This window comes from Pedobacter sp. B4419 (assembly GCF_059693725.1).
On record NZ_JCASSL010000002.1, the window covers coordinates 1,219,193 to 1,242,275 of the forward strand.

General features: G+C 42.9%; 19 protein-coding genes. 14 read left to right on the forward strand and 5 right to left on the reverse strand.

Annotated features, from left to right (window positions below):
- The first annotated feature begins 5 nt into the window (after window positions 1–5).
- From AC570H_RS16810 to AC570H_RS16825, 4 genes are all read left to right on the forward strand, one after another.
- Window positions 6–1,133, forward strand: a complete 1,128-nt coding sequence (locus AC570H_RS16810) for a hypothetical protein (RefSeq protein ID WP_497356912.1) — start codon at window positions 6–8, stop codon at window positions 1,131–1,133.
- 118 nt (window positions 1,134–1,251) lie between these two features.
- The gene (locus tag AC570H_RS16815; protein ID WP_497356914.1) at window positions 1,252–3,075 is read left to right on the forward strand and encodes a M61 family metallopeptidase; all 1,824 of its coding nucleotides are present in this window, start codon (window positions 1,252–1,254) and stop codon (window positions 3,073–3,075) included.
- Window positions 3,076–3,109: 34 nt separating this feature from the next.
- On the forward strand, window positions 3,110–4,426 hold the full coding sequence (locus AC570H_RS16820; protein ID WP_497356916.1) for a M20/M25/M40 family metallo-hydrolase: 1,317 nt from the start codon (window positions 3,110–3,112) through the stop codon (window positions 4,424–4,426).
- A 559-nt stretch (window positions 4,427–4,985) separates the two neighbouring features.
- A complete protein-coding gene (locus AC570H_RS16825) occupies window positions 4,986–8,300 on the forward strand; it encodes a S41 family peptidase (RefSeq protein ID WP_497356918.1) in 3,315 nt (1,104 codons plus the stop codon).
- On the opposite strand, the gene AC570H_RS16830 is transcribed toward AC570H_RS16825, so the two are convergent.
- The 3 genes from AC570H_RS16830 to AC570H_RS16840 form a co-directional block, all read right to left on the reverse strand.
- Window positions 8,297–8,791 carry a GNAT family N-acetyltransferase gene (locus AC570H_RS16830; RefSeq protein ID WP_497356920.1) on the reverse strand — a complete coding sequence of 165 codons (495 nt, stop codon included), beginning with the start codon at window positions 8,789–8,791 and terminating at the stop codon, window positions 8,297–8,299. The two genes, AC570H_RS16825 and AC570H_RS16830, sit on opposite strands and share 4 nt — an antisense overlap.
- Window positions 8,788–9,351 (reverse strand): thiamine pyrophosphokinase, encoded by a 564-nt coding sequence (locus AC570H_RS16835; RefSeq protein ID WP_497356922.1) that lies wholly within the window; start codon window positions 9,349–9,351, stop codon window positions 8,788–8,790. Before AC570H_RS16835 ends, AC570H_RS16830 begins: the two co-directional genes overlap by 4 nt.
- 462 nt (window positions 9,352–9,813) lie before the next feature.
- Window positions 9,814–10,428 (reverse strand): hypothetical protein, encoded by a 615-nt coding sequence (locus AC570H_RS16840; RefSeq protein ID WP_497356924.1) that lies wholly within the window; start codon window positions 10,426–10,428, stop codon window positions 9,814–9,816.
- An 82-nt stretch (window positions 10,429–10,510) separates the two neighbouring features.
- Between AC570H_RS16840 and AC570H_RS16845 the strand changes: the two genes are divergently transcribed.
- Window positions 10,511–11,005 carry a DUF1579 family protein gene (locus AC570H_RS16845; RefSeq protein ID WP_497356926.1) on the forward strand — a complete coding sequence of 165 codons (495 nt, stop codon included), beginning with the start codon at window positions 10,511–10,513 and terminating at the stop codon, window positions 11,003–11,005.
- 98 nt (window positions 11,006–11,103) lie between these two features.
- Window positions 11,104–11,262, forward strand: coding sequence for a hypothetical protein (locus AC570H_RS16850; protein WP_497356928.1), 159 nt, complete (start codon window positions 11,104–11,106; stop codon window positions 11,260–11,262).
- Between the two features lie 147 nt (window positions 11,263–11,409).
- On the opposite strand, the gene AC570H_RS16855 is transcribed toward AC570H_RS16850, so the two are convergent.
- Together AC570H_RS16855 and AC570H_RS16860 are read right to left on the reverse strand one after the other, a co-directional pair.
- Window positions 11,410–14,481 (reverse strand): ligand-binding sensor domain-containing protein, encoded by a 3,072-nt coding sequence (locus AC570H_RS16855; protein WP_497356930.1) that lies wholly within the window; start codon window positions 14,479–14,481, stop codon window positions 11,410–11,412.
- Between the two features lie 92 nt (window positions 14,482–14,573).
- Entirely contained in the window at window positions 14,574–16,790 is a 2,217-nt protein-coding gene (locus AC570H_RS16860; protein WP_497356932.1) for a tetratricopeptide repeat-containing sensor histidine kinase, read from the reverse strand.
- A gap of 327 nt (window positions 16,791–17,117) precedes the next feature.
- Here AC570H_RS16860 and AC570H_RS16865 point away from each other — a divergent pair, with 327 nt between their 5' ends.
- From AC570H_RS16865 to AC570H_RS16900, 8 genes are all read left to right on the forward strand, one after another.
- Window positions 17,118–17,876 (forward strand): hypothetical protein, encoded by a 759-nt coding sequence (locus AC570H_RS16865; protein WP_497356934.1) that lies wholly within the window; start codon window positions 17,118–17,120, stop codon window positions 17,874–17,876.
- A gap of 28 nt (window positions 17,877–17,904) precedes the next feature.
- Window positions 17,905–18,603, forward strand: a complete 699-nt coding sequence (locus AC570H_RS16870) for a hypothetical protein (RefSeq protein WP_497356936.1) — start codon at window positions 17,905–17,907, stop codon at window positions 18,601–18,603.
- Window positions 18,604–18,633: 30 nt separating this feature from the next.
- A complete protein-coding gene (locus tag AC570H_RS16875) occupies window positions 18,634–19,296 on the forward strand; it encodes a hypothetical protein (RefSeq protein WP_497356938.1) in 663 nt (220 codons plus the stop codon).
- 30 nt (window positions 19,297–19,326) lie between these two features.
- Entirely contained in the window at window positions 19,327–20,001 is a 675-nt protein-coding gene (locus AC570H_RS16880) for a hypothetical protein (RefSeq protein ID WP_497356940.1), read from the forward strand.
- 58 nt (window positions 20,002–20,059) lie between these two features.
- On the forward strand, window positions 20,060–20,533 hold the full coding sequence (locus AC570H_RS16885) for a hypothetical protein (RefSeq protein WP_497356942.1): 474 nt from the start codon (window positions 20,060–20,062) through the stop codon (window positions 20,531–20,533).
- A gap of 184 nt (window positions 20,534–20,717) precedes the next feature.
- Window positions 20,718–21,464: a hypothetical protein gene (locus AC570H_RS16890; protein ID WP_497356944.1), complete on the forward strand. Its 747-nt coding sequence runs from the start codon at window positions 20,718–20,720 to the stop codon at window positions 21,462–21,464.
- A 63-nt stretch (window positions 21,465–21,527) separates the two neighbouring features.
- Complete coding sequence (locus tag AC570H_RS16895; RefSeq protein WP_497356946.1) at window positions 21,528–22,463, forward strand: NHL repeat-containing protein; 936 nt, start codon at window positions 21,528–21,530, stop codon at window positions 22,461–22,463.
- Window positions 22,464–22,485: 22 nt separating this feature from the next.
- Window positions 22,486–23,079: a hypothetical protein gene (locus tag AC570H_RS16900; RefSeq protein WP_497356948.1), complete on the forward strand. Its 594-nt coding sequence runs from the start codon at window positions 22,486–22,488 to the stop codon at window positions 23,077–23,079.
- Window positions 23,080–23,083 lie beyond the last annotated feature (4 nt).

Below are 23,083 nucleotides of genomic sequence, written 5' to 3' on the forward strand. Positions count from 1 at the left end.
TGCTCATGAAAACGATTATGATTTTGCTTATCGCTTTGTTGCCGATAGGTGTTTTTGCACAATATCAACTTACAAAAGCCGAACTCACCGCTGGATCAATTGACAAGAAAGACAACAAAATAGACCAGAAAAAACAAAATTGGGAAAAAGAAGCTACGGTAGTGTTTACGAACGTAGTAGCCAGCGACCTCCCGCTTATTGTTATTAAAGGTGAAAAAAGTAGCAAGACCGTTGCCGTAGAACCCTATGCCAATGACGGCAAGGCTGTTTTTAAGCTCGATGCATTGGTCATTTCGGATGATGAAGATACTTTTTTGATTTCTTACAATGGAAACCCGGCAGGCCAAATTAAGTTCTCGATTACAAAAGCTGATCCCAAAGCCGAGGAGGATGAAGAGGAGGAAGATCCAGACTTTAAAACTTACCTGGGAGCCATGGCTGGAGCCAACTTTATTGGCAACAACAAATTCCTGGCTAATTTAACGCCCATTGTCAATCTTGGAGGTATTGTTAATGTAGCCAGCAAAGGAAATTTTTCTTGGCAATTCGACATTAACCCTTACCTGGGTGGAGAAATAGACACCAAAGATTCGGTTTCCTTTCTTCCGGCGCTGATGCTCAACGGCCGTGCAGGGCTCATCTTTAACAACTATTTTAATTTTGACCTTTCAGACAAATTAACGCTAACGGTAATGCCTGTTGGCTTTGGATTAAAGTTCATCCCTAACCTTCAAGACTCAAGCATGGCCATTATTCAACACAACCTGCGTTTTGGCCTTGCCATTAAGTTTGATGATAAATTTTTAATCAGCTCGCAAATTGTACGTGGCTGGCATAATTTAACCAGCCAGTCGGCAGAAAATTTCAATAAAATATTTACCAAGAACAATACCGGCATTACCTATCTCAATGTAAATGGACAGTTTGCCATCTTGGGAAAAAGCAAAAAAAGCACCAATTACTTGTTTTTCGAATGGAGAACGTTCCTGAATAGCAAAAGCTATGCTGATTTTAGCAATACGCGGATACTTACCTTGGGAATTAGAAAAACTTTGGAGCTTTCTGGCAGCAATGTCTTCCCGGCAAGTAGCCAAAAAAGAGGCAGGCCGCCTGTAATTCATCATGGATTATAAGTTTTGGTGTTCGCTAGCTTAAAATAGAACCATCAATCTTTAAGGCTATTCGGTAATAATCTTCACACAATTTGTGCATTTTGCCGAATAGCCTTAACTTGAGAAACTATTTTTAATTATGAAGAAGATTATATTGGCCATCGCTTGTATGGCTGTGTGTGCTTCGGCACAGGCGCAACAAGAAATCAGCTATGAAGTGAGTTTCCCCAATGCCATCCATCACGAGGCACAAATTAGCATGACCATTCCAAACGTACCGGCCGGACCATTAAAAGTCCGCATGAGCCGTTCATCGCCTGGCAGGTACGCTACGCACGAGTTTGGCAAAAACGTGTATAATTTAAAAGCCTTTGATGCCAATGGAAAAGTATTGGCTTTAAATCAGCCAGAAGGTGATGTGTACGAAATCCCAACGCACGGACCAACCGTAAAAGTAACTTATACCTTGTTTGGCAACTGGATAGACGGTACCTATGCAGGCTTTGACGAAACTCACGCTCACATGAACATTCCGGCAACTTTTGCCTTTCCGGTAGGCATGGATAAAAGGCCGCGATTGGTAAAATTCAACTACGCAGACAAACAAAACTGGAAAGTGGCTACCCAACTCAAACCAATGGGCAAAGACACTTACTATGCACCAAATTTCCAGTATTTTATGGATAGCCCAACAGAAATTGCCGATTACAAAACGGCTAGCTGGCAGGTTAAAAATCCCGATGGAAAAGTACAGACGATCCACTTGGTTTCACACTCGAAAGATGACCAAAAAACCATAGACAATTATGCAGAAATGCTTAAAAAAATGGTGGCAGAGCATTTGGCCGTTTGGGGCGAGTTTCCCAATTACGATTATGGCAATTATTACTTTTTGCAGGATGTTTATCCAGACAACGCAGGCGATGGCATGGAGCACAGAAACTCTACCTCCATTGTACAGCGTACACCAAAAATTGCAGGTTACGAATCGGGTCTTTTAGGTACTTTTTCTCATGAATATTTCCACAGCTGGAATGTAGAGCGTTTGAGGCCAAAAGGTATTGAACCTTTTAATTTCGAGCACTCGAATGTAACAGAAGGTCTTTGGGTGGCCGAAGGTTTTACGCAATATTATGGCAGTTTGCTGTTAACCCGCTCAGGCTTTAGATCAGTAGATAACGCGGCGCAAACTTTCAACGGATTGATCAATCAGGTGCTTAATTCACCAGGCGCCAAAAATTTCTCGCCTATCCAAGCTAGTCGCTATGCGGTATTTGCCGATGCTGGCGTAGCCATAGACCTAACCAACAAGACCAATATCTTCACTTCTTACTATACCTACGGCGCAGCGGTGGCTTTAGCTTTGGATCTTCGCTTAAGGGCCGATTTCAAACTCACGCTCGACGACTATATGCGTGCGCTATGGAAAGCTTATGGCAAAACAGAAATCGCCTATGGCATGGCCGATTTAGAAAAAACCTTGGCCCAATTGACCAAAAACCCAAGCTTTGCAGCTAACTTCTTTAAAAATTATGTATACGGCACCAACAAGGAAGACTATGCCAAATTATTGCTCAATGCCGGTTTTGTATTGCGCAAATCGAATGCGGGCAAAGCCTACACTGGCTTAAGGGCAACCTTCGAGAATGGCAAGGCTACCCTATCACAAACCTCGGTAGGCTCACCTGCCTATGATGCTGGCTTAGATTTGGGCGATATCTTGTTGACCATCGACGGCACCGAAATCAAAGATCAAGCAACTTTAACCAAGCTTACCGAAAGCCACCAACCAGGCGATGTAGTAACGGTTACCTATAATTACCGTGGCCAGGACAAAACCACCAAACTGACTTTTGGAGAAAATCCGGCACTAGAAGTGGTGAGCATCGAAAAAACAGGAGGCAATTTAACTCCAGCTATGCAGGCTTTTAGAGATAGTTGGTTAAATTCGCAAGTAAAATAATAATTGGCCTTGGCCAAAATCAACAACCTATATAATGATGAAGAAAACAATTTACACCCTATTCTTGCTGTTTGCCGCTACTGTAGCATCGGCGCAAGACATTAATAAAATCATTACCAAAGACTATGTAGACCACCTGATCAAAACCTTGAGCAGCGATGAGATGCAAGGACGTAGAACCTTCACACCTGGTATTGACAAAGCCGCCTCGTTTATCGAAAGCGAGTTTAAGCAAATCGGTTTGAAACCTTTGGAAGGAACCAGCTTCCGCCAAACGTTTAACAAATACCAGTTAAAACCTGTTTCGGCTGAGGTAAGCATTGATGGAAAGGCCGTTGACAAAGACAATATTTTGGTATTGGGCAACAGTGCCGAAGAATTGACCTTCGACCAAAGCAACAGTGATGGCTGGATCAAGCTTGATCCGGAAAAAGAATTCATGGCGCAATACCGTGCCTTGGCCAGAACCGGCAAAAGACAATTGGTGTTGGTTGATGTTAAATTTGTAAGTGCTTTTAAAAACCTTAAGAGCATGGTGGCAACCAGAACACCAACAGTTGACGAAAAGGACCTGAAAAACCAAAAAGCACCAGCAATGGTATTTGTATTAGACAAAGATACCGTGGCTAAAGATTTTAAGGTTGCCTTAAAGAACGAAGCCATCAAAATGCCTTTGTTTAATGTTGCCGGTGTAATTCCAGGCAAATCGAAAGCCAAAGAATTGGTAATCTTCTCTGGGCACTATGACCACATGGGCATTGTAAAAGCCAAAGATGGCGACAGCATTATGAACGGTGCCGACGATGATGCATCAGGCACTTCAGCCATGATTGCCTTGGCCAAGTATTACAAAAAACTGAACAACAATGAGCGCACCTTGATTTTTGTGGCTTTTACTGCCGAAGAAATTGGAGGCTACGGCGCCCGTTATTTTTCGCAGCAGCTTAACCCTGATGAGGTTGTAGCCATGTTCAACATCGAAATGATTGGCAAAGACAGCAAGTTTGGCAAAAATACCGCCTTCATTACCGGCTATGACAAGTCTGATTTTGGCAAGATTTTGCAGAAAAACCTGGAAGGAACTGAATTTACTTTCCATCCTGATCCCTACACTTCGCAAAACCTTTTTTACAGAAGTGACAATGCCACTTTAGCCGCATTGGGCGTTCCGGCACATACCATCAGTACCGACCAGATCGATATTGATAAACACTACCACCAGGTGAGCGACGAATATTCGACTTTAGATGTTGAAAATATCCTATCGACCATTAAAGCCATTGCCAAAAGTGCGGTAAGCATTGTAAAAGGCATCGATACGCCAAGCCGTATCCCTAAATTGAACCAATAAAATAGCCCTATTTTATACAGAAAAGCGTTTACCCATAAAAAGGTAAACGCTTTTTTATTTGAGAGAGCCATGCTGGGCATCTATCTTTGAATTAGATTTCAAGGCCTTGGAGGTCTTATGACGCAGGAACAAAGCTTTGTGCTTAATAAGCGGCTGTTTCTATTTGCACCCACCAATCTGCCCTAAACCCGATTGGCAGCGGTATTTCTGAGTGAAACGAAGAAACTTAGCAAAAAGCGGGACTAACGTTCAAATGAAACGCAGTCTTTGCTTTTCATTAAACAACAATAGGTCAACCGTTTTTGGAGCACTGTATCCTTGCATTAATTAAAAAGCAAATCCGGCTTTCCTAAAACTTGCGATTTTAAAAATTTCCGCAAACACACTTATTTATTGTAACAAAGTTGCATTAAATTAGTCGAATACAAATACAAACTATCTTGCTGCGAAAAAGATCAGAATTGCGTCATTCAGATAAAAAGATGACGGCTGCACAACATTTTTCAAAAGAGTACATTATGTTTGTATAAGACCACAAATTAAAACAATCTATTTAAACATGAACATCAAAACCTTTGGTGCATTTATTGGCGGAGCTTTGCTATCCCTTTCGTCATTTGCCCAACAATCAGAAACCCTTCTGCTCCGTAGTCCTGCCGTAAGCGCCAACAATTTGGCCTTCGTTTATGGCGGCGACATCTGGATCGCAAACAGGGACGGTAGCAATCCCCGTAGGCTAACCATTAATCCGGCCGTTGAACAAAGCCCTGTATTTTCGCCAGACGGCAAGCAGATTGCCTTTACCGGAAACTACGATGGCAACACAGACATTTACACCATTTCTATTAATGGTGGCGAACCCAAAAGAGTAACCTACCATCCGAATGCCGATTTGGTAAGGGGTTGGCTCAACAACAACGAGGTTTATTTTACCTCTACCCGCGATTATAAATATGCGTTGACTTCGCGTATGCACAGCATCAACATCAACGGCAAAGACGAAAAGCCCTTGGCAATGCCTGAAGCTGTTCAGGGTTCTCCATCGGCCGACAAACGTTATTGGGCCTACATTAAAAACACCGACCCAACCGATCGTTCTAATGTAGCCTTTAAACGCTATCGCGGTGGTGGCATGCCACAGATCTGGATCTTTGACACCAAAACCAACGACATTGAAATTGTTCCTGGTACTGGTGCCAACAACGTGAAACCTCAATGGCTGGGTAACAAGGTGTATTTCTTAAGCGATAAAGATTTGACCTTAAACCTTTACAGCTACGATACCAAAAGCAAAAAAGTAGACAAAATAACCAATTACAAAGATTACGACATCAAAGCTTTAACCGCTGGCGATGGCGCCTTGGCTTTTGAGCAGGCTGGCAGAATTAATTTGCTAGACCCGAGCAACAACAAGGTAAGCACGCTGAGCATCAGCATACAGGCAGACGCACCTTACAAACGTACCCATTATGTAGACATGGCGAACGACGTGCGCAATTTTGAGATTTCGCCAAAAGGCGTTAGGGCATTGTTCGAAAGCCGCGGCGAGATTTTCTCGGTACCAAAAGAAAAAGGCGATGCCAGAAACCTGTCTAATTCGCCGGGAAGCTATGAGAAATATCCAGGCTGGTCGCCAGATGGAAAATATGTTTCCTACCTATCAGACAAGAATGGAAAATACCAATTGGTGTTGCTTAACCAAGTGACCAAAGGCGCTCCAGAGTACATAGATTTGGGCGATTCTCATTTCTATTTCCAGCCTACATGGTCGCCAGACAGCAAGAAGCTTTTTTATGGCGATAGCCACCTGAACCTATTCTATATCGACATCAATACGCGCAAGCCTGTTTTGGTGAAACAAGATAAGCTAGGCTCACAAACCGGCAGAACCTACAATGCGCTGCAGCCTACATGGTCGCCAGATTCAAAATGGATTGCTTACCAAGCCACTTTGCCAAATACGGTAAGTGCAATATTCATTTACAACCTAGAGAAACAAACGCACACGCAAGTAACCGATGGCATGAGCAGTGCTGTTGGCCCTCAATTTAGCAAAGATGGCAAATACCTGTTCTTTTTGGCCAGTACCAATGTTGGATTGACCAATAGCGGCTTGCACATGTCGGCTTATGAGCGTTCGCCAAACTATACGGCCTATGCATTGATCCTTTCTAAAAAAACGCCGTCTTTATACAAAACAGAAAGTGATGAAGAAACGGTAAAACCTGACGAGCCCGCTCCAAAAAAGGACGAGCCAAAGAAAGAGGAACCTAAAAAAGGCGATAAAGATGCCAAAGACAGCAAGGACAAGGCGGCTACAAGTCCAGCCAAGCCTGCCGATGTGGTAAAACCTACCGAAATTGACCTCGAAGACTTAAACAACCGCATTATTGCGTTGCCTATTCCTGCCAATGGCTTATCGAGCATCGACGGTGGTGTAGATGGCCAATTGTTATTCATCCGCAATGGCGAATTGAACACCTTGAATTTGGCCAAAATGGAAGTAACGAGTCTAATTCCTGGTGTTTATGGCATAACCGTTAGCGGCGATGGAAAATCGATGATGTATACTTCCCGTGGCAATTATTATGTGGTTGCCGCTGCCCAAAAACCAGCCTCTTCTGAAGCAGGAAAAATCAAGCTCGAAGGCATTAAGGTTTTTGTAGATCCGGTTGCCGAGTGGAAACAGATGTTTAACGAGGTTTGGCACATGGAAAAAGAATATTTCTACGCCGAAAACATGCACGGTGCCGATTGGCCTGCAATGAAGAAGAAATATGAAAAATTCTTGCCGTATGTAAACCACAGGTCTGATTTGGCTTATCTATTTAATGAAATGATGGGCGAGATGGTGGTTGGACACAATTATATCTATCCTGGCGACGAGCCTAGTGCCCCATCTATTTCAGTAGGGATGTTGGGTGCCGATTATCAGATAGAAAACGGTTTCTACAAAATCAGCAAAATCTTTAACCGTTTAGATTGGAACCCGGGCTTTAAAGCGCCATTGGCAGAACCTGGATTAAACATTAACGAAGGCGATTATATTGTAGCCATTGATGGCGTTCCGTTAACTTCGGAAACCTCGATCTACAGCCTTTTCGATTTCAGGGCAGGCAAACAGGTAGCCATTAAAGTAAACAGCAAGCCTAGCTTAACTGGCGCCAGAGAAGTAGTGGTTGTGCCTATTACCGCAGCTGCCGAAATGGACTTGCGCAAAACCGAGTGGGTAGAAAGAAACAGAAAACGTGTTGATCAATTGAGCGATGGCCAGATTGCCTACGTATATATGCCAAACACAGGCCAAGAAGGCTATACCAGCTTCAACAGGTATTATTTCTCGCAAATGGACAAAAAAGCCTTGTTGCTCGATGAGCGTAACAATGGTGGTGGTTCAGTTGCCGATTACGTAATTGACCTCTTAAGCCGCGAACTGATCAGCTATTGGGCAATTAGAGACGGTAAAAGCTTTACCACTCCAGGCAATGGAATTTTCGGTCCAAAAGCAATGGTAATTAACGAAAATGCGGGTTCTGGTGGCGATGCCATGCCTTACATGTTCAGGTTTAAAGGCTTGGGCAAATTGGTAGGCCGTACCACCATGGGTATTTTGGTAGGTATCAGCGGTTATCCTGGCTTATTGGATGGCGGCCGAATCACTTCTCCTAACTTTGGTATTTACGATACCAACGGCAAATGGATTATCGAAAACGAAGGTGTAGCCCCAGATATTTTTGTGGAGCAAACACCAAAAGATTTGCTAGAAGGCAGGGATCCGCAGCTAGACAGAACCATCAAGCTGTTGCAAGAAGAAATGAAAACCTATAAATATCCTAATGTAGCAAAGCCCAAAGACCCAGTTAGGGTAAACTAAAGGGTTTTCTCCATTACATAATCATTCATATAGAAACCGTTGCCGATATCAAGGTCAACGGTTTCTTTTATGAAAAAGCCTGCCCTTTCATAAAAATCTTTGGCCTTGTTGTTACGGTTAACGTTCAATTGCAGCGCCCTGCCTTGGTTGTGCTTGGCAATGTCGACCACCTCGTTGATCAGGATTTTGCCTACGCCTTTGCCATGCATTTCGGGCAATACATAAAGCTTGTGCAGCTTGTAGGTATATTCTTCTGGATTGATGAGCGAGAAGCCTGCAAAACCCACGTCTTTGCTTCCTTCTGTGGCAATTAAAAAGATATGCCCTTTTCGCAATTGCCCCAACAATTCGCCTTTGTTGTACATTAAATCCAGCATGTAGCGCAATTGTTCTTCGCTAATGTATTCGCTATAGGTTTGCGGCCATATTTTTTCTGCCAGATCGGCAATAATGGCCATGTCTTCTTCTTTGGCTTTTCTTAGGTAAATCATAATAATTCGCTTAAAAACATGTAATCTGTGGTAAAATTAAAGTTTACGAAGCCATCTTTGACCACTACAAAATCACCATTGTCTTCTTGTTTCAGGTTATCGGTTTCAAAGTAATTGATAATGTCGATCTTAAAAACAGTACCTGCCGGTTTCCAAATGCTAAAGCCGGGCTCAATTGGGTAGCTTTTGCTGGTTTCGGTAAAGAGTACCACATTAATGCGGGGCAGAAAATCCACCAGATCGTCGAATTTGCTCTCTTCGCTGATGATATTTACCGCAGGGTATTCTTCATTTACCAGGTATCTTGTTACAGCGGCCAAATCGTTTTTGCCCAAGTTAAGCCATTTGGTGTTTTCCTGTGCCTGCTCTGGCTTGGTCTCGCCAATCACCACGTCTATTTTTAAGCCCAAAGAAATTACCTTTTCATACTCGCTGGATGCCACGATTACCGTCGGGCTCCATTCGAGCAATTGGCCCAAATACTCTTCGCTAAAATTGCCCAGGCTATGGATGTAAAGTGCTGGCTCCTGTTTTTCTCTTACAATATGGTGTGACGACATGTGGCTAAGATAAAATGATTTTTTTAAAAACTTTGCAAGTGCCGTTAGTTCATTGGCTCATTGGTCATTAGCTTATTGTTTAATCCAGTGGAGGGGAATGGAAATTGAAGACAGCACCTATTCCATTTAATATTTTTTGCGTTTGATAGCGCAGCGCATTGGCACAGATTAAGGCTAATCCGGCTTTTTGCTATATCTTTTTGCCGCGAACGGCAAAAAGGATGCCGCTTCAATCCGGGCTATTTGGCTTGGGACAGTGCAACGCAACATAGCTGAATCGACTCTCGTTCTTAAACCTGATTGAAACGGAAAGCCCGCAACCCGAACTCGTTTCGGGAGAGGACTTGTAGTGAAAAGCAGGGCTGATTTTACCCAGAGAAGCATGGGTTTTGCTTTTCAAAACTAGTTATGTAAAGCCCACTAAAGCCCTTCACTGCGTTCTGGATGACAAGCGATTATATCCTATTGCTCAAACTTCGATTGCTTAAAAGCATCGAGCATTAGTTTCTTATCGGCTTCGTTATTGTAATTGATGCTTACGCCAAAATCATAGCCCTTGATCAAGGTTCCGTATAAAATCTGGTTCATGAGCAAGGTGCCGCTTGGTCCGTAAATTTTGATGTAAAAAGTATGGAACTGGTAGCCCTGAATATTTTCGATAGCCGATGAAGTATCTATCTTTATCTTTTGTTTGGCATAGGTATCATAAAGCAGTTTTTTGAGTTGCTCGTTGTTTTTCTGATAATCGCCAGGATGTTTTTCTGTATACCTTTCGATGGTAGAACCAAACAAATTCAACTGGTTTTTCTGGAAGTTCAGCAGGTGCATCAAACTGTCTGTATTCACCTCGCCATCGTACACTTTGCCTATGGCTTCTTTTCCTTTTTCTTCGCTGTCTTTGATTTTGGTTTGGCTCAATAATTTAAAACCTTGCGGGATAGTCATTGTCCAGCCTATGGCGCTATTGCTATAGGTTTGGAGCGCTTCTTTTTCTGTTTTCTTTTCTTCTTTTGACGAAGAATTGCAAGCCAATAAACCCATGGCGCACCATAAAATAAGCAAGGATTTTATTTTCATCAGGATATAATTGTTTTGTGGTGGTTATGAAACCATCATTTTACAGATTGTAAATCTAACTAAAATCCGTATTTTAGTTAGGATGAGCAAAAGTAAATTCGAAATCTCCAAAGAAAGCGGTCCACACCTCCGGATGGCGGGTTTGGTAGGCAGCTGGGACGGGCTAACCCGTACCTGGTTTGAAAAGGACGTATTGGCTGATGAATCGCCGATGCGCGGCCGCATGGCCTTGGTTTTAGACGGCCGTTTTTTAAGCTACGAGTATGTAGGCAAAATTAATGGAAAGCCATTTGAAGGAAAGATGATATGGGGCTACGACCTCGATAATTCGAGATGCCAATGCAGCTGGATAGATACCTTTCATATGGGTACAGGAGTTTTGCAATCGATAGGGCAGGAAACCAGTTTTGGCTTTTCGGTTACTGGCCAATATAGCTGGCCGGGTGTTGCTGAGCCTTGGGGCTGGCGTACCGAGCTCGAGCTCATCAACTCAGACCAGTTTATCCTCAGGGCCTATAACATTTCTCCCGAAGGAGAGGAAGCCAAGGCTACCGAAACCATTTATCATCGGATTTAAAGCTTAAAAGGATGGATCTTGTTGAATGCTTTTTGTCCAAGCATTTTATTTAAGCTATTTTTGTAAAAAGACAAATAGGCTTAATACGTTATAAGACCATGATGATAGAACCTACCCCAAAAAAGACGCGCTCTTGGCTTAAAATTATTGCCGTTCTCATTGCCCTTGCTGGTGTAGGATTTGCCTTGTTTCTTAAAAGCAGGATGCCGGCCACACATGCTAAGCAAGAAACGGCACCGAAAAACAAAGCCAATTAAAATAACCTTGCAAGAGAATAGGTAAAAGGGAATAGATCAAGGGAAGGACTGAAAATAGGCCTGGATTAGTTTGTCATCCAAAATGTAGTAAAAGGTCTATTCCCGAGTTAGATTTCTCATTGTACTCGGAATAACAAACTTAAGCTACTAATGAACTAATCCGCTAGCCGGCAGTCCTAATGTTGCAATCGTGCCTCGGCTGTTTTCGCCCAGGCTGATCTGAAAGAAAGCCAAACATCCATGGTTTTGAAGGTTGATGATTTCTATCCTTTCGCGAATAGATTCAATTCCCATCGATTTTTCCTTGATCCCTTTCTTCAAGCCTTTTTGTCTTCCTGGATGATAGCCTTTGCCATTATCGCTCACCGTAATACAAATGCCGTTGTCCTTTTTGGTCAGGCTCACCTCTAATCTGGCATCGGGTTGGTTATCGATAATGAGGCCGTGCAAAATTGCATTTTCTATTAAAGGCTGGATGAGCATTGGAGGCAGCAAGAGTTCTTTCAGCTCAATGCTTTCGTCGAGCTTAAAATCATAGGCAAATGCATTATTGTAGCGCATGGCCTCAAGTTCGGTATATAGTTTTATCGCCTTCCACTCGCGATCTGCAGTAACCAAGCTTTTGGTCGAATTTTCTAAGATCAGCCTGCTCAGTCCGGCAAATTTCTGGATCAGCCGCGATGCCATTTTCTTGTCGTTGTCCATAATGTACGACTCGATAGAATTGAGCACATTAAAAATAAAATGTGGATTCATCTGCGAGCGCATGGCCTTGAGTTCGCTTTCAGAAAGTCTTTGCTGAAACAGAAACTGTCCACGGATAAAAGTAATCCTTCTTCGCCATAAAAAGAAGATCAGTGCCCCGATGGCCAAAATACACAAAACCGCAAACCAATTGGTTTCGTACCAATGGGGCATAACGGTGATGAGCAAACGTTCTTCGGCGCTAAACACCTCGTCGTTGTTGCTGCCTTTGATGTACAGTTCGTACTTGCCATTGCCCAAGCTGCCCAGTGCGATATCGCCATTCTTAACTTCTTGCCAATGAGCTTTTTTGCCTATTTTATAAAAATACCGATTCTCTTGTGGGGCCGTGTAATTGGTGAGCGCAAAATGGATGTTCACGATTTTTGTACCGGCCTTGAGTTCAATGTTCTGGCCTTGCGGACTGATCGCTGTACCGTCGGCGCTTACGTCCATAAAAATAACCTTGGGCACATTGAGGTTTGTTTTGACATGGTAGGGATTGAACCTGGTTACAAAACCGCTATAGCTGAGCAAAAAATTGTTTGATTGGTCGATTTCAAAAAAGCCGTGCCCTTCATACTGAAAGGGAAGTCCGTTATTGATATTAAAAAAGGTGAATTTCTTTTTCCTGTCGTACCTGATAATTCCCTGTTGAGAGGGGATCCATAAATTATCCAGGGTATCGATCAATATTCTTTTCAGGTAATTTTCAGGCAATCCAGATTTGTTGTCTATGAGCAAACCTGTTCCCTTTGCCTTGTTTATTTTTACCAGTCCCACATCAGAAACAGCCCATATGGTTTGCTCCCTATCTTCGGCAATATCGGTTACCCAACTGATGTTCCGCTCTTTGCCGTCAATTCCCTTTACGGTTATTTTTTCAAAGCGGTCTTTCGCCGGCAGGTACCTGCTGATGCCCATGGTAGCACCAAGCCAAAAATCGCCTTCCCTATCCATGAGGCATGAATAGACAACGCCATTGATCTGCTTCCCATCAGGTTTATACTGTTTTAAGAATTTTCCATGAACAGGATCGAAAAGGTAAATCCCGTTCTGCCTGGCCCTGATCCAAAATAGACCATCTTTTCTTTTATAGACTTTTGATACCGCTAAATTATCCTTGATGCTCAAATCTACTGGCGGAAAATAAAGCTTGTAGCTTGCTCCTGTTTTCTTTACCAAACCCGAATCGGTACTGAACCAAAGGTTGTTTTGTTCGTCCTTATAAATGCTGTTGATGGATTTGCTCAGCTTGCTTTTTGAATTTTCTGGCACCTGCAAAATATGCGACAGGAACTGCCAGTTTTTATCGAACACATAAACACCTTTGGCATAATAACCCGTTACGTAAAATTTGTCGTTGGTTTCGAGCATATTATTGGGCAATCCAAACAGCTTGGGATTATTAAGCTTGAGCTGTTGGTACAAGGGGATATTCTCAAAATTCTGCAGGTTGGGATCGAGAATGCTGATCCCGTTATCGGTTGACAGCCAAAGCCGGTTCTGCCGATCTTTATTAATGTGATAAATACTGAAGGCATTTAAAGATGTGGGATTTAAAACATCAGAAACATAGGCCTTAATTTGGCTGCTTTTGCTGTCTTTGAGCACCAATCCTCCGTTAACCGCCATGCAAAGCCAATTGCGTTGCTCATTGTCTGTCCATTCGATGATGTCATTTATCCTCACGTCTACCAGCTGTGCGAAATTAGCAACCACTGGCTGGTAGTCCATGCGTTTGGGATCAAAGCTTTTCAATCCGCCTTTGCCTTGACCAAGATAAATCGTGCCGTTGCCTGCCTGAAAAAAGCAGAGGTTGTCATTGTTCTTTTGCGGTCCGGAAGGTATTAGTTTTTGATGCTTTTCATCAATCAGGTACAAGCCATTGGCACTTATGGCCCACAACCTGTGCTGCTTATCTTCACGCACTTGCCTAAACGAATTTTGTGCCTCTCCAACCTTTGGCAATTGGTAGGTGGTGAATTTATTTTTTTGGTAATCAAACAGCTGGATTGCAGTTTCCATGGCCAGCCATAGCCTGCCCTTGCTGTCGACAAAAGGCATGCAGTTCCAATTGCTGGCCAAGCTGTTTTTCTGCTGCTCATCATGAAAAAAATTAACCGCTTTACCTGTTCTCGGGTTAAACCTCGATAAGCCATTTAAAGTGCCCAGCCAAAGTTGCTGTTCGCGATCGGCTGCAATAGAAACGATTACATCGCTGCCAATAGAAGTGCTATCATTGTCGTTATGCCTAAATTCTTTGATTCCTGTGCCATCATAACGATTTAATCCTTTGCTGGTGGCAATCCAGATAATGCCGTTCTGGTCTTCGTAAGTACACCTTACCGCATTGGTGCTCAGTCCGTCTTTTACGGTGAGCTGATTAAACCTAAGGTTAGGAAACGACTGCCCAATGGCCGAAAAACGACAGAGGATAAAGCATACAACATACAGGCTAATTCGCAATCTCATCTGTTTATAATTTTGTTTTAGTGGTCAGATGTTCCTTATCCTGATTAAATAATCATCCCTTATGTGTTTAATGATAATCTATTATACATCAGTTAGGCCACCTTAAAATAGTTGGGCAGGCATAGCGTTGCAATGGTTCCTCTTCCGCCCTGACCACTATTAATATCGAAACGGGCTTTTCCACCTTCATACTGCAAGTTAATCATTTCTACCCTTTCTCGAATAGACTGGATACCAATGGATTTCTCTTTAACTCCGATTTTAGGCTGTGTTTTATTTTGGGGATGGTAGCCTTTGCCGTTATCGCTCACGGTGATGCATATACCGATATTGTCTTGCACCAATTTCACCTCCAAATTTGCATCGGGACGGGTATCGATAATGAGGCCATGCAAAATTGCGTTTTCGATCAAGGGCTGGATGAGCATTGGGGGCAGCAACAGTTCGTCGAGCTTAATGCGCTCATCAACTGTAAAACTATAGGTAAAAGAATGGCTGTAGCGCATGGCTTCCAATTCGGTATACAGCTTGAGGGCCTTCCATTCTCGATCGGCCGTAACCAGGCTTTTGGTCGAATTTTCTAAGATGAGTCTGCTTAACGATGCAAATTTCTGGATCAGTCGCGAAGCCATTTTCTTGTCGTTATCCATAATGTACGATTCGATAGAATTGAGCACATTGAAGATAAAGTGTGGATTCATCTGTGAGCGGATGGCCTTGAGCTCGCTTTCTGAAAGCTGGCTCCGGTAGCTCAGTTCTTTGTTGCGCTGTTCGGCCTGTTGCTGCTGCAGCGTGTTTTTAAACCTCAGTTGCCTGATGCGGTATTTGTTGTACACAAACAGCAATACCGAGCAGAGCACCACCACTATTAAAATGGTGTACAGCCACAACTGTTTGAGCTCTAACTTGTCCAGTCGCTGCTGTTGCGAAAGTTCTCTTACCTTAATGGCCTGAAGCTTGCCCATATTATTGGCAATGAGCAGCTGTTTCTGTTTTTCTTCTTTTTGCAACTTCTCGTTTTGCAGCTGTACTTGCTGCAATCTTCTGAGGCGCATGCCTGCGTTTAGCTGTTCGGTATTGAGAGCCAATTCAAGGCGTTGCTGCTTGAGTTGTTCATCGGCGAGGGCTTTCAGCTGCTTGTAGTTATCTTCTTTCTTGTCAAACTCATATTGGATGCTGAGGCGGGCAATCTCATCTCTCTTTTTGCTATTGCCAATGCTATCTCTAAACAAGGCATATTGCTTGTAGTAGTACAAGGCACTGTCGGGCATTTTTCTTTTTTCATAAACCTTGCTCAGGCCTTCGCTGGCATCGCGTTGTATTTCTGGCATCTTTATTTCCTGCCCAATTTTTAAGGCGCCCAGGCCATAAAGTTTCGCCTGTTCGAAATTATTTTTATAGAAGTAGGCCGTTGCCGTATTCTGCATGTTAAAGCCGATGCTTTTGTTGTTTCCCAATTCTTTATTGAGCTGTATGGCCTTTAGCCCGTAGGTTAATGCCTGATCGTATTTGCCTAATGCGCTGTAATATCCCGATAGGTTCCCGGTTTCTCGGGCATAGCCGATTTTGTCGCCTATAGAATCCGAAAGTTTTAAAGCCTTATTGGCATAGAACAAGGCCTTTTCATAGCTTTTTTGCTTGCCATAAATCAGTCCGATATTGGAAAGCACAGGAAGAATGCCATTGGGGTTGTTGAGGCGCTGATGAGTTTCCATGGCTTTTTCAAAATGCATGATGGCTTTTGAATAATCGCCGGTTTCCATATACACCAAACCAATATTGCTATAAACAGCTGCTTCATCTTTTCTGATCAGGTTTATGCCTTGTTCATATACCGTAATACCTTTTAAAATCTTGGACGCTTGCTGGTAGTAATTGAGTGCCTGGGGGAAGTTGGATTGATACAGATAGATATTCGCGATATTGGATAAATCGCCCGCTTCTCCATAATTGTTCTTTTCTGCACGGTCTTTAATGAGTGCGATATTGAGGTTAGATATGGCTTCTGGAAATCTTCCTACCATATTAAGGATGATTCCTTTTATCCGGTAGGTACTCGCAACGATCCCCCTTCCTTTGATGCTGTTTTCAAATGCCAAAATCTGGTCGATATAAATCAGGCTTTTTTGAGGCTTGGAATTGATGTAGCTGGTGGCCAGAAAAAACAAGTCGCGCGCTTTCCTGTCGTCGTTTGCCAAATTGCCGGCTACCGCCTTCTCCAAAGAGTCTACTTTGGCCGATTGCGCTTTGGCTTTTTCCTGCAGCAACAAGAACAATAGGATAAAAATTAAGCGAGTGAGATTCTTCATCGTGCGTTTGTAGCGCTAGCTTTTCAAAAATAAAAGATCGGCAAGCTGCTATTTCTATCCTTTACTAATTCAAAACCCCAGTTCGCTCATTGAAACTGGGCATTGGCATTTGACCCTCTAAAAATTGCGCGTATTGCTTGGTTTTAGCCACAAAGAAAACAAGACTATTTCTCTAAAAACAGGGGTTTGAGCCTTCACTCATTGTAAAAACAAGTTCGCTCATTGAAGCTTCTCCTTCAATCATTATCAAAAATTCGTGCTTAAGGGCCGGCTAATATTGTATCAGCAAAGCGCTAAAGAAAAACATCAACATAAAAACTTAAAGACATGAAAAAATTATTCTTACTGATGGCCTGCCTATTCACGTTGGCCATTGCCTGTAAAAAGGACAAAGACCAAGAAAAGGAAAAAGAAAAAGAGCAGGAGATAATTGATGGCCAGCTAACCAGCAAAGTAGAAACGGTAAATGGGATTACCTATAAACTATTTACCGCAAAAGGTGCCACTACATTTAAGGGTATTTTGGTTATGGGCAGCGGCAATAACGAAGCCAACCCTACCGAAGGCGATATCAATGGAGCTGCCGAAACCGAGATCTGCAAAAAAGCGGCAGCCAATGGTTATGCGGCAGCCATTGTTAAGTATCGCAAAACCCCTGGCAATGCCGATTGGAACGGAAGCGCCAAGATGATTGGCGAAGACTATGACAAATGCATTGTAGCCATTGCCGGAAAATACAGCATAGACAAAAACAAGTCGGTAGTTGGCGGCTATTCTTTTGCCTCTTATATGCTCTTTACCGATATCTCGGCCAATACCACTTTAAGCTATTGCAAGGGTGTGTTGGCGGCTTGTGGTGGCAGCGGTGCATGGAACGCCCAAAACTTTAAAATTCCCATTTATGCCATTAACTGTAGCGGCAATAACGAAGGCGAATATTATGGCAAAGGTCTTTACGATCAAATTCCCGCCAATTCGCCCATTAAGGCCAAAAGTGAAGGCGTAACCGATAACAGTTGCAATACGCATTGTGGCGGCAGCTGGACCGACAAGATGTACACTAAAATGGTGGCTTGGCTAAACTAGAATTGCAAATAATCAAAATCAAATTGTCATGAAAAACATCATCATTACCCTGCTGATAGTGGTTTTAGCCACCTGCTTTGTAGCCTGCAAAAAGAGCAAGGATGCCAAGCCCGAAGAAGAAGACAAAGAAGAACCGGTTGCATTAGACCTATCTAAATACATCATCAAGGGCATGCTTACTTTTCCTCAGAATGGCAAGTCTTACCAACACCCTTATATCATTGCTTTTGAAGAAAATGGCACGGCTGTTCTGTACGATTTTGGTGCCGCAAACTATAGTCCTGCCACCTATACCTTCAACAACCATATCGTAAACATCAACTTTGGAGGAACTGCGGTATGGAAATTTACCATTGACAATGAAAGCATCACCAAGGCAAGCGGACCACAATCAAATATCCTGAACTACGCCTTATATCCGGTGCCCAGCAGCAACCAGTTGGCCAACAATTGGTACAGTGGCGTAATGCTCAACCGCTTCAATAATTCGGGGATGTATTTTGCCTACAAATTTACCAGCACGCAGTACCAGGAAACCGTACATGATGCACCAAATACCCAAAGCTATACTCTTGTTAAAAACGTAATGGGCATATCGTCTCGAGCCGGCCTTAAAACCTATTTTCTGGCAATGGATGGCAAGTTAACGGTAAGCAGGTTCGATTTTGAAGATGATCCCTCGTCTACCGCCAGCTTTTTCTTTGCCTCTTTAAGCAAGGACGAATAATGTGCCAATCACTAATTAAAATCTGACGTTATGAAAACCTTAATCCACCTTCCAAAAATAGCATGGCTGCTTGTGCTGTGCCTGTTATGGTCTTGCAAGAAAAAAGACGACGCTTCCAAAAAAGAGATCGACTTAACCGAGTATACCATTATCGGAAAATACAACCAGTTTATTGTGGAGGAACAAGAACAGCCATTTATCATTTCTTTTTCGGCAGGTTCAAAGGCATCTTGCCGAAGTGTAGATGCTGCTTTTGATGGCACGTATACTTTTGTTGATGGCAAACTGAGCATCAGTTTTTTGAGCACGCCTTGGGAGTTTCAAATCGAAAATGGAGCGATCGTCAGCCATAAAAACGGGTTGCGTTTTGTGCAGACTATCCTGCAAAAAATACCGGCTCAAAATGTACTGGATGGAGCCTTTTATTCGGGAGAACTCTTTAAGCCCCAAGCTAACAGCAGCCAGTTTGTGAACCTCAAATTCGGTCCTTCAAAATACGGGGAGGTTTTTGTTGGCAATCCAGAACCCTCCATCAACTATACGCTGATCAGCAATTTGGCGGCGATCAGCAAAACTGCCAACAATACCATTTCTTCCATATTCGTGGTTATTGGCGATAAACTGGCCGTAGCGCGGATTGAGCCCGGACCTCCAGCCGGAGTTTATTCCTTCGGCAATTTTACAAAGCATTAATTAATTCAGTTCATATTCAAAACTAAAACAATGAAAACATTGAAAACTACATTCAGCTTATGCTCCATCCTTTTGTTGCTCAGCTTTGCCGCATGCAAAAAGGATAAGGATGGCGGAAACAACAACGAAACCATCGACATCAAAGGTTACAGCATAGTGGGCAAATATGACAATACCATTTCTGGCAAAACTGTTTCTCGTCCGTACCTCATTACGTTTGCAGCGAATGCAAAGGCCGTGGTTTATGATGGGGTTGCGGGCTCACCAGCTAATTATACCTTAGAAAAAGGCCTGTTAAAAATAAACATCAGTGGTAACCAATTTATGAATTTTACCATCGATAAGGACAACAACTTATCCTATATGCCTGAGAATTTCGATGCAAGACTAACTACCTACATCCTGCAAAAAAACCCAAGCGAGAACCAATTTAACGGCCATACCTTTAATGGGTCTTTTGCAAGTACAGCTGGAAACCTGCTCACCGTGGCCAAGTTTAAATTTAACGCTACGCAATATGCCGAAAGCAGCATTGGCGATCCGGCTCCCAACAAAGATTATACGCTCATTAATAACCAAGCCGCTACGAGCAATACTGGCGCCAATGGTGTACTTACTTTTTTTGTAATGATCAACGGCAAATTAGAAGTGTCACGGACCAATATAGATGTTATTTCCTACGGCAGCTTTACCAAAACGCAATAACCCTTATCAAGATTGCGCTCTCAAAAATCATTATTATAAACACTTAATTCTCTAAACAATGAAAAACCTAAAAACCCTTTCTAAAATACTTATGATCATGAGTGTTTTATTTGTATTTGCTTCTTGCAAAAAAGACAAAGACGAAACCGACAACGGCGCTACAATGGGATCTTTCGAATACAAGGGCAGTACGCTCAAAATCTCTAGTGCCGACTACCGTGAAGGCAATGGCGATGGCGCTTGGCTTTACCTGATGACTTCAGATTTCAATACCATCCAGATCCGCTTCAAAAACCTGGGCAATTATGTAATCCCAACAGGTACGTTTACCTATAAATCTGGCCTGCCTTACAGTACGACAACTAATTTTCCTGGTGGTTTCATCAGCGTAAACAACGTGGTAGATGAGATGAATGGCGGCAAGGTAGTCATTTCAAAAAATGGAGATACCTATACCATTTCTCTTCAAAATGTTACTACGCCGGGAGGCAGCATTAACGGCGAATTCAAAGGCGCATTGAAGAAGATTTAAGTTCTTTCCAACCTGATATTTGTACCCCATTTTTTAAGGGAGATGCAAATATCGGGTTTTCAAAAAACGGCTTCGCTCATGCATAGCCTTGTCTGCTCATTAAGATAACCCATCCACTCGTTTGCAGAAAAAAGGACTGATAAAGGTTGTTCATTTGATTAACAATTATTCAAACCCTCATACGATGAAAAATTTAAAAAACACTTTAAAACTGATGCCCATACTGCTCTTGCTGGTATTGGCCAGTTGCAAAAAAAAGGATAGCACACCAACACCTGATGGCGAAAACCCCGACGGAAGCAAAAGCATTGCCGCGACAGAACTGACAGACTATTACCTGGTTGCCGAGCATAAAACCGGTGGCAATAAATTACTGGTAGTTTACTTTACGCAGGAAGGAAATGTGATCAAGGCAAATGGACACTTGCAAGGTACTTTACGAGTTAACCAAGTAGCCATGAACAGCGCTAAATTTAACCTTGATTATAATGGCGATAGCAAATCGGTATATAGTTTTACGGTAGAAAAAGATGCCGATGGAAAATTAAAGTTAAGCGCATACGACTTTACCTATAACGGAGTGGGAGGCCAACTCAACTATGCCATTTTGGCCAAAAAAACCGAAGCTTTTGCATTTGCGAATTCATCCTTTAAAACGGGCGATATCCTTTTCAAGTTTGCCGGCACAAATCTACAATGGGACATCAGGCTAAGAAAAACCGGCGAAATACAAATTCCGGGTTCGCAGCCGGTTCCAATCTTCGATAACGTTCCAGAGGTGACCTTGCCTTATTATGGCTTAACAACCGTTGCTTTTAAAACCAATGCCGACGAATTTATGGGTGTTACCGTTCCGAATTGGAAAGGCGTAAATACCCCTGTGATGCTGGTAGAAAGAACCGATGCCGTATTGGTTGCCACCAAGCAATAAGGCAAAATGCGAACACATACGATTAAAGAAAGATTAGAAATTCTGTTAAATAAACTATTTCCAATGAAAAATTTAAAAACCAACCTCAAAATTTTTACGCTGCTATTGGCGGTAATTTTTACGGCTTGCAAAAAGGATAAAAAGAAAGGTCCTTTAGATACCTGCGGACTTCCAGAGCTTAAAATGACTGCTTCTGCAACGGTAACCAATCCTTGTGGCATTGCTGTTTCTGCTAGCGGAAAAGTAGCCATTACCGAATATAAACAGCCTTATGGTTCTAACGGTACCACGAAAATATGGAACAGCTACAGCGACCTGCTCACCCAAAAAGCTCCGGTTCAAACTTTTGTAAATGTAGGTGCCGAAGCTGTGGCCTTCGACAATAACGAGAACCTGTATGTAACCGAAACCGAGCAAAATGCCAGGATTGTAATCTACAAAAAGAACACGGTAAATGGCGTAGATACCTACCAATACCTGCGGGTTATACAAGAAGGATTCATCAACCCAAGAGGCATTGCCTTTGACAGCAAAAACAGGTTGTACCTGGCCGATGACGGCAAAGACAGGTTACTGCGTTTTAACGATCCGCTTAACAGCAGCGCACTCACGGTAGTTGCAGCCGTATTTGGCAACCCCAAAGGATTGGCCATAGCAAATGACACGCTCTACATAACCGGATATAACACCAACAGGCTATTCAAATATGAATTGACCGCTACAGGCTCTTTTGGAAAAGGAGTTATTGTGAGCACTACAAAACCTGTAGACGTGGCTACGTACGGCAACATTGTGGCTATTGCAGCGCCAGGCAGCAGTACCATCAAGCTGTTAAATACCAATCAGATCCAAAATACAGAAGCAACTTATTCTGGCTGTTCAAAAGAGCTCAAGGGCAATGGCGATTTATACGGCCTCGCCTTCGTTAAAACAGCAAAAGGCTATGGACTTCTTTCTGCCCATTACACACAAAACAAGGTGGTTTTCTACGAGCCTTGATAAACCAATTAAACTAAAAATCATGAAAAAACTATTGACAATTTTATGCTTGGTGTCTGTGATGATCAGCACGCAGGCACAAACCAAAAAAACGACGAAGGCCCCTGCCAAAACCAGTACGCCCAAGCCAGCTGCTCCGAAACCGGCCACCAGTGCACCAGCTCCTAAACCTGTACAGCAACAAGCTAGTTTGGCGGCCACAGACGATTACAAAACTGCCATCGGAGTAAAGTTTTTATACGGACTTTCTGTTACGGCCAAACATTTTTTAAAAGAGAAGCATGCACTAGAAGGTATTTTCACCTACCGCGGATTTGATGGCCTTGGCACCCAATTCGGGGCAACTATAGCCTACGAATACCATAATCCGATTAAGGGCGTACCTGGCTTAAAGTGGTATGTAGGTGGCGGAGGCCATTTCCAATATTTTTCTTTTGACGATAGCGATGTTGAGGCGACCACCATGTTTGGCGTGGTAGGCGTACTAGGCCTCGAATACAAATTTAAAGGCATTCCCTTGGCCATCAGCGCCGATTGGCAACCCGTTTACATCTTAAACGAAAACAGTGGCTTTTCAGCCGAAAACGGTGGAATTGGTATCAAATACACTTTTTAACCAT

Coding starts and splice junctions, on each gene's coding strand:
- AC570H_RS16885 (WP_497356942.1), top strand. CDS start 20,060: ATGAAAAACCTAAAAACCCTTTCTAAAATACTTATGATCATGAGTGTT.
- AC570H_RS16815 (WP_497356914.1), top strand. CDS start 1,252: ATGAAGAAGATTATATTGGCCATCGCTTGTATGGCTGTGTGTGCTTCG.
- AC570H_RS16830 (WP_497356920.1), bottom strand. CDS start 8,791: ATGATTTACCTAAGAAAAGCCAAAGAAGAAGACATGGCCATTATTGCC.
- AC570H_RS16840 (WP_497356924.1), bottom strand. CDS start 10,428: ATGAAAATAAAATCCTTGCTTATTTTATGGTGCGCCATGGGTTTATTG.
- AC570H_RS16835 (WP_497356922.1), bottom strand. CDS start 9,351: ATGTCGTCACACCATATTGTAAGAGAAAAACAGGAGCCAGCACTTTAC.
- AC570H_RS16875 (WP_497356938.1), top strand. CDS start 18,634: ATGAAAACCTTAATCCACCTTCCAAAAATAGCATGGCTGCTTGTGCTG.
- AC570H_RS16895 (WP_497356946.1), top strand. CDS start 21,528: ATGAAAAATTTAAAAACCAACCTCAAAATTTTTACGCTGCTATTGGCG.
- AC570H_RS16825 (WP_497356918.1), top strand. CDS start 4,986: ATGAACATCAAAACCTTTGGTGCATTTATTGGCGGAGCTTTGCTATCC.
- AC570H_RS16810 (WP_497356912.1), top strand. CDS start 6: ATGAAAACGATTATGATTTTGCTTATCGCTTTGTTGCCGATAGGTGTT.
- AC570H_RS16890 (WP_497356944.1), top strand. CDS start 20,718: ATGAAAAATTTAAAAAACACTTTAAAACTGATGCCCATACTGCTCTTG.
- AC570H_RS16850 (WP_497356928.1), top strand. CDS start 11,104: ATGATGATAGAACCTACCCCAAAAAAGACGCGCTCTTGGCTTAAAATT.
- AC570H_RS16880 (WP_497356940.1), top strand. CDS start 19,327: ATGAAAACATTGAAAACTACATTCAGCTTATGCTCCATCCTTTTGTTG.
- AC570H_RS16900 (WP_497356948.1), top strand. CDS start 22,486: ATGAAAAAACTATTGACAATTTTATGCTTGGTGTCTGTGATGATCAGC.
- AC570H_RS16820 (WP_497356916.1), top strand. CDS start 3,110: ATGATGAAGAAAACAATTTACACCCTATTCTTGCTGTTTGCCGCTACT.
- AC570H_RS16865 (WP_497356934.1), top strand. CDS start 17,118: ATGAAAAAATTATTCTTACTGATGGCCTGCCTATTCACGTTGGCCATT.
- AC570H_RS16870 (WP_497356936.1), top strand. CDS start 17,905: ATGAAAAACATCATCATTACCCTGCTGATAGTGGTTTTAGCCACCTGC.
- AC570H_RS16845 (WP_497356926.1), top strand. CDS start 10,511: ATGAGCAAAAGTAAATTCGAAATCTCCAAAGAAAGCGGTCCACACCTC.
- AC570H_RS16855 (WP_497356930.1), bottom strand. CDS start 14,481: ATGAGATTGCGAATTAGCCTGTATGTTGTATGCTTTATCCTCTGTCGT.
- AC570H_RS16860 (WP_497356932.1), bottom strand. CDS start 16,790: ATGAAGAATCTCACTCGCTTAATTTTTATCCTATTGTTCTTGTTGCTG.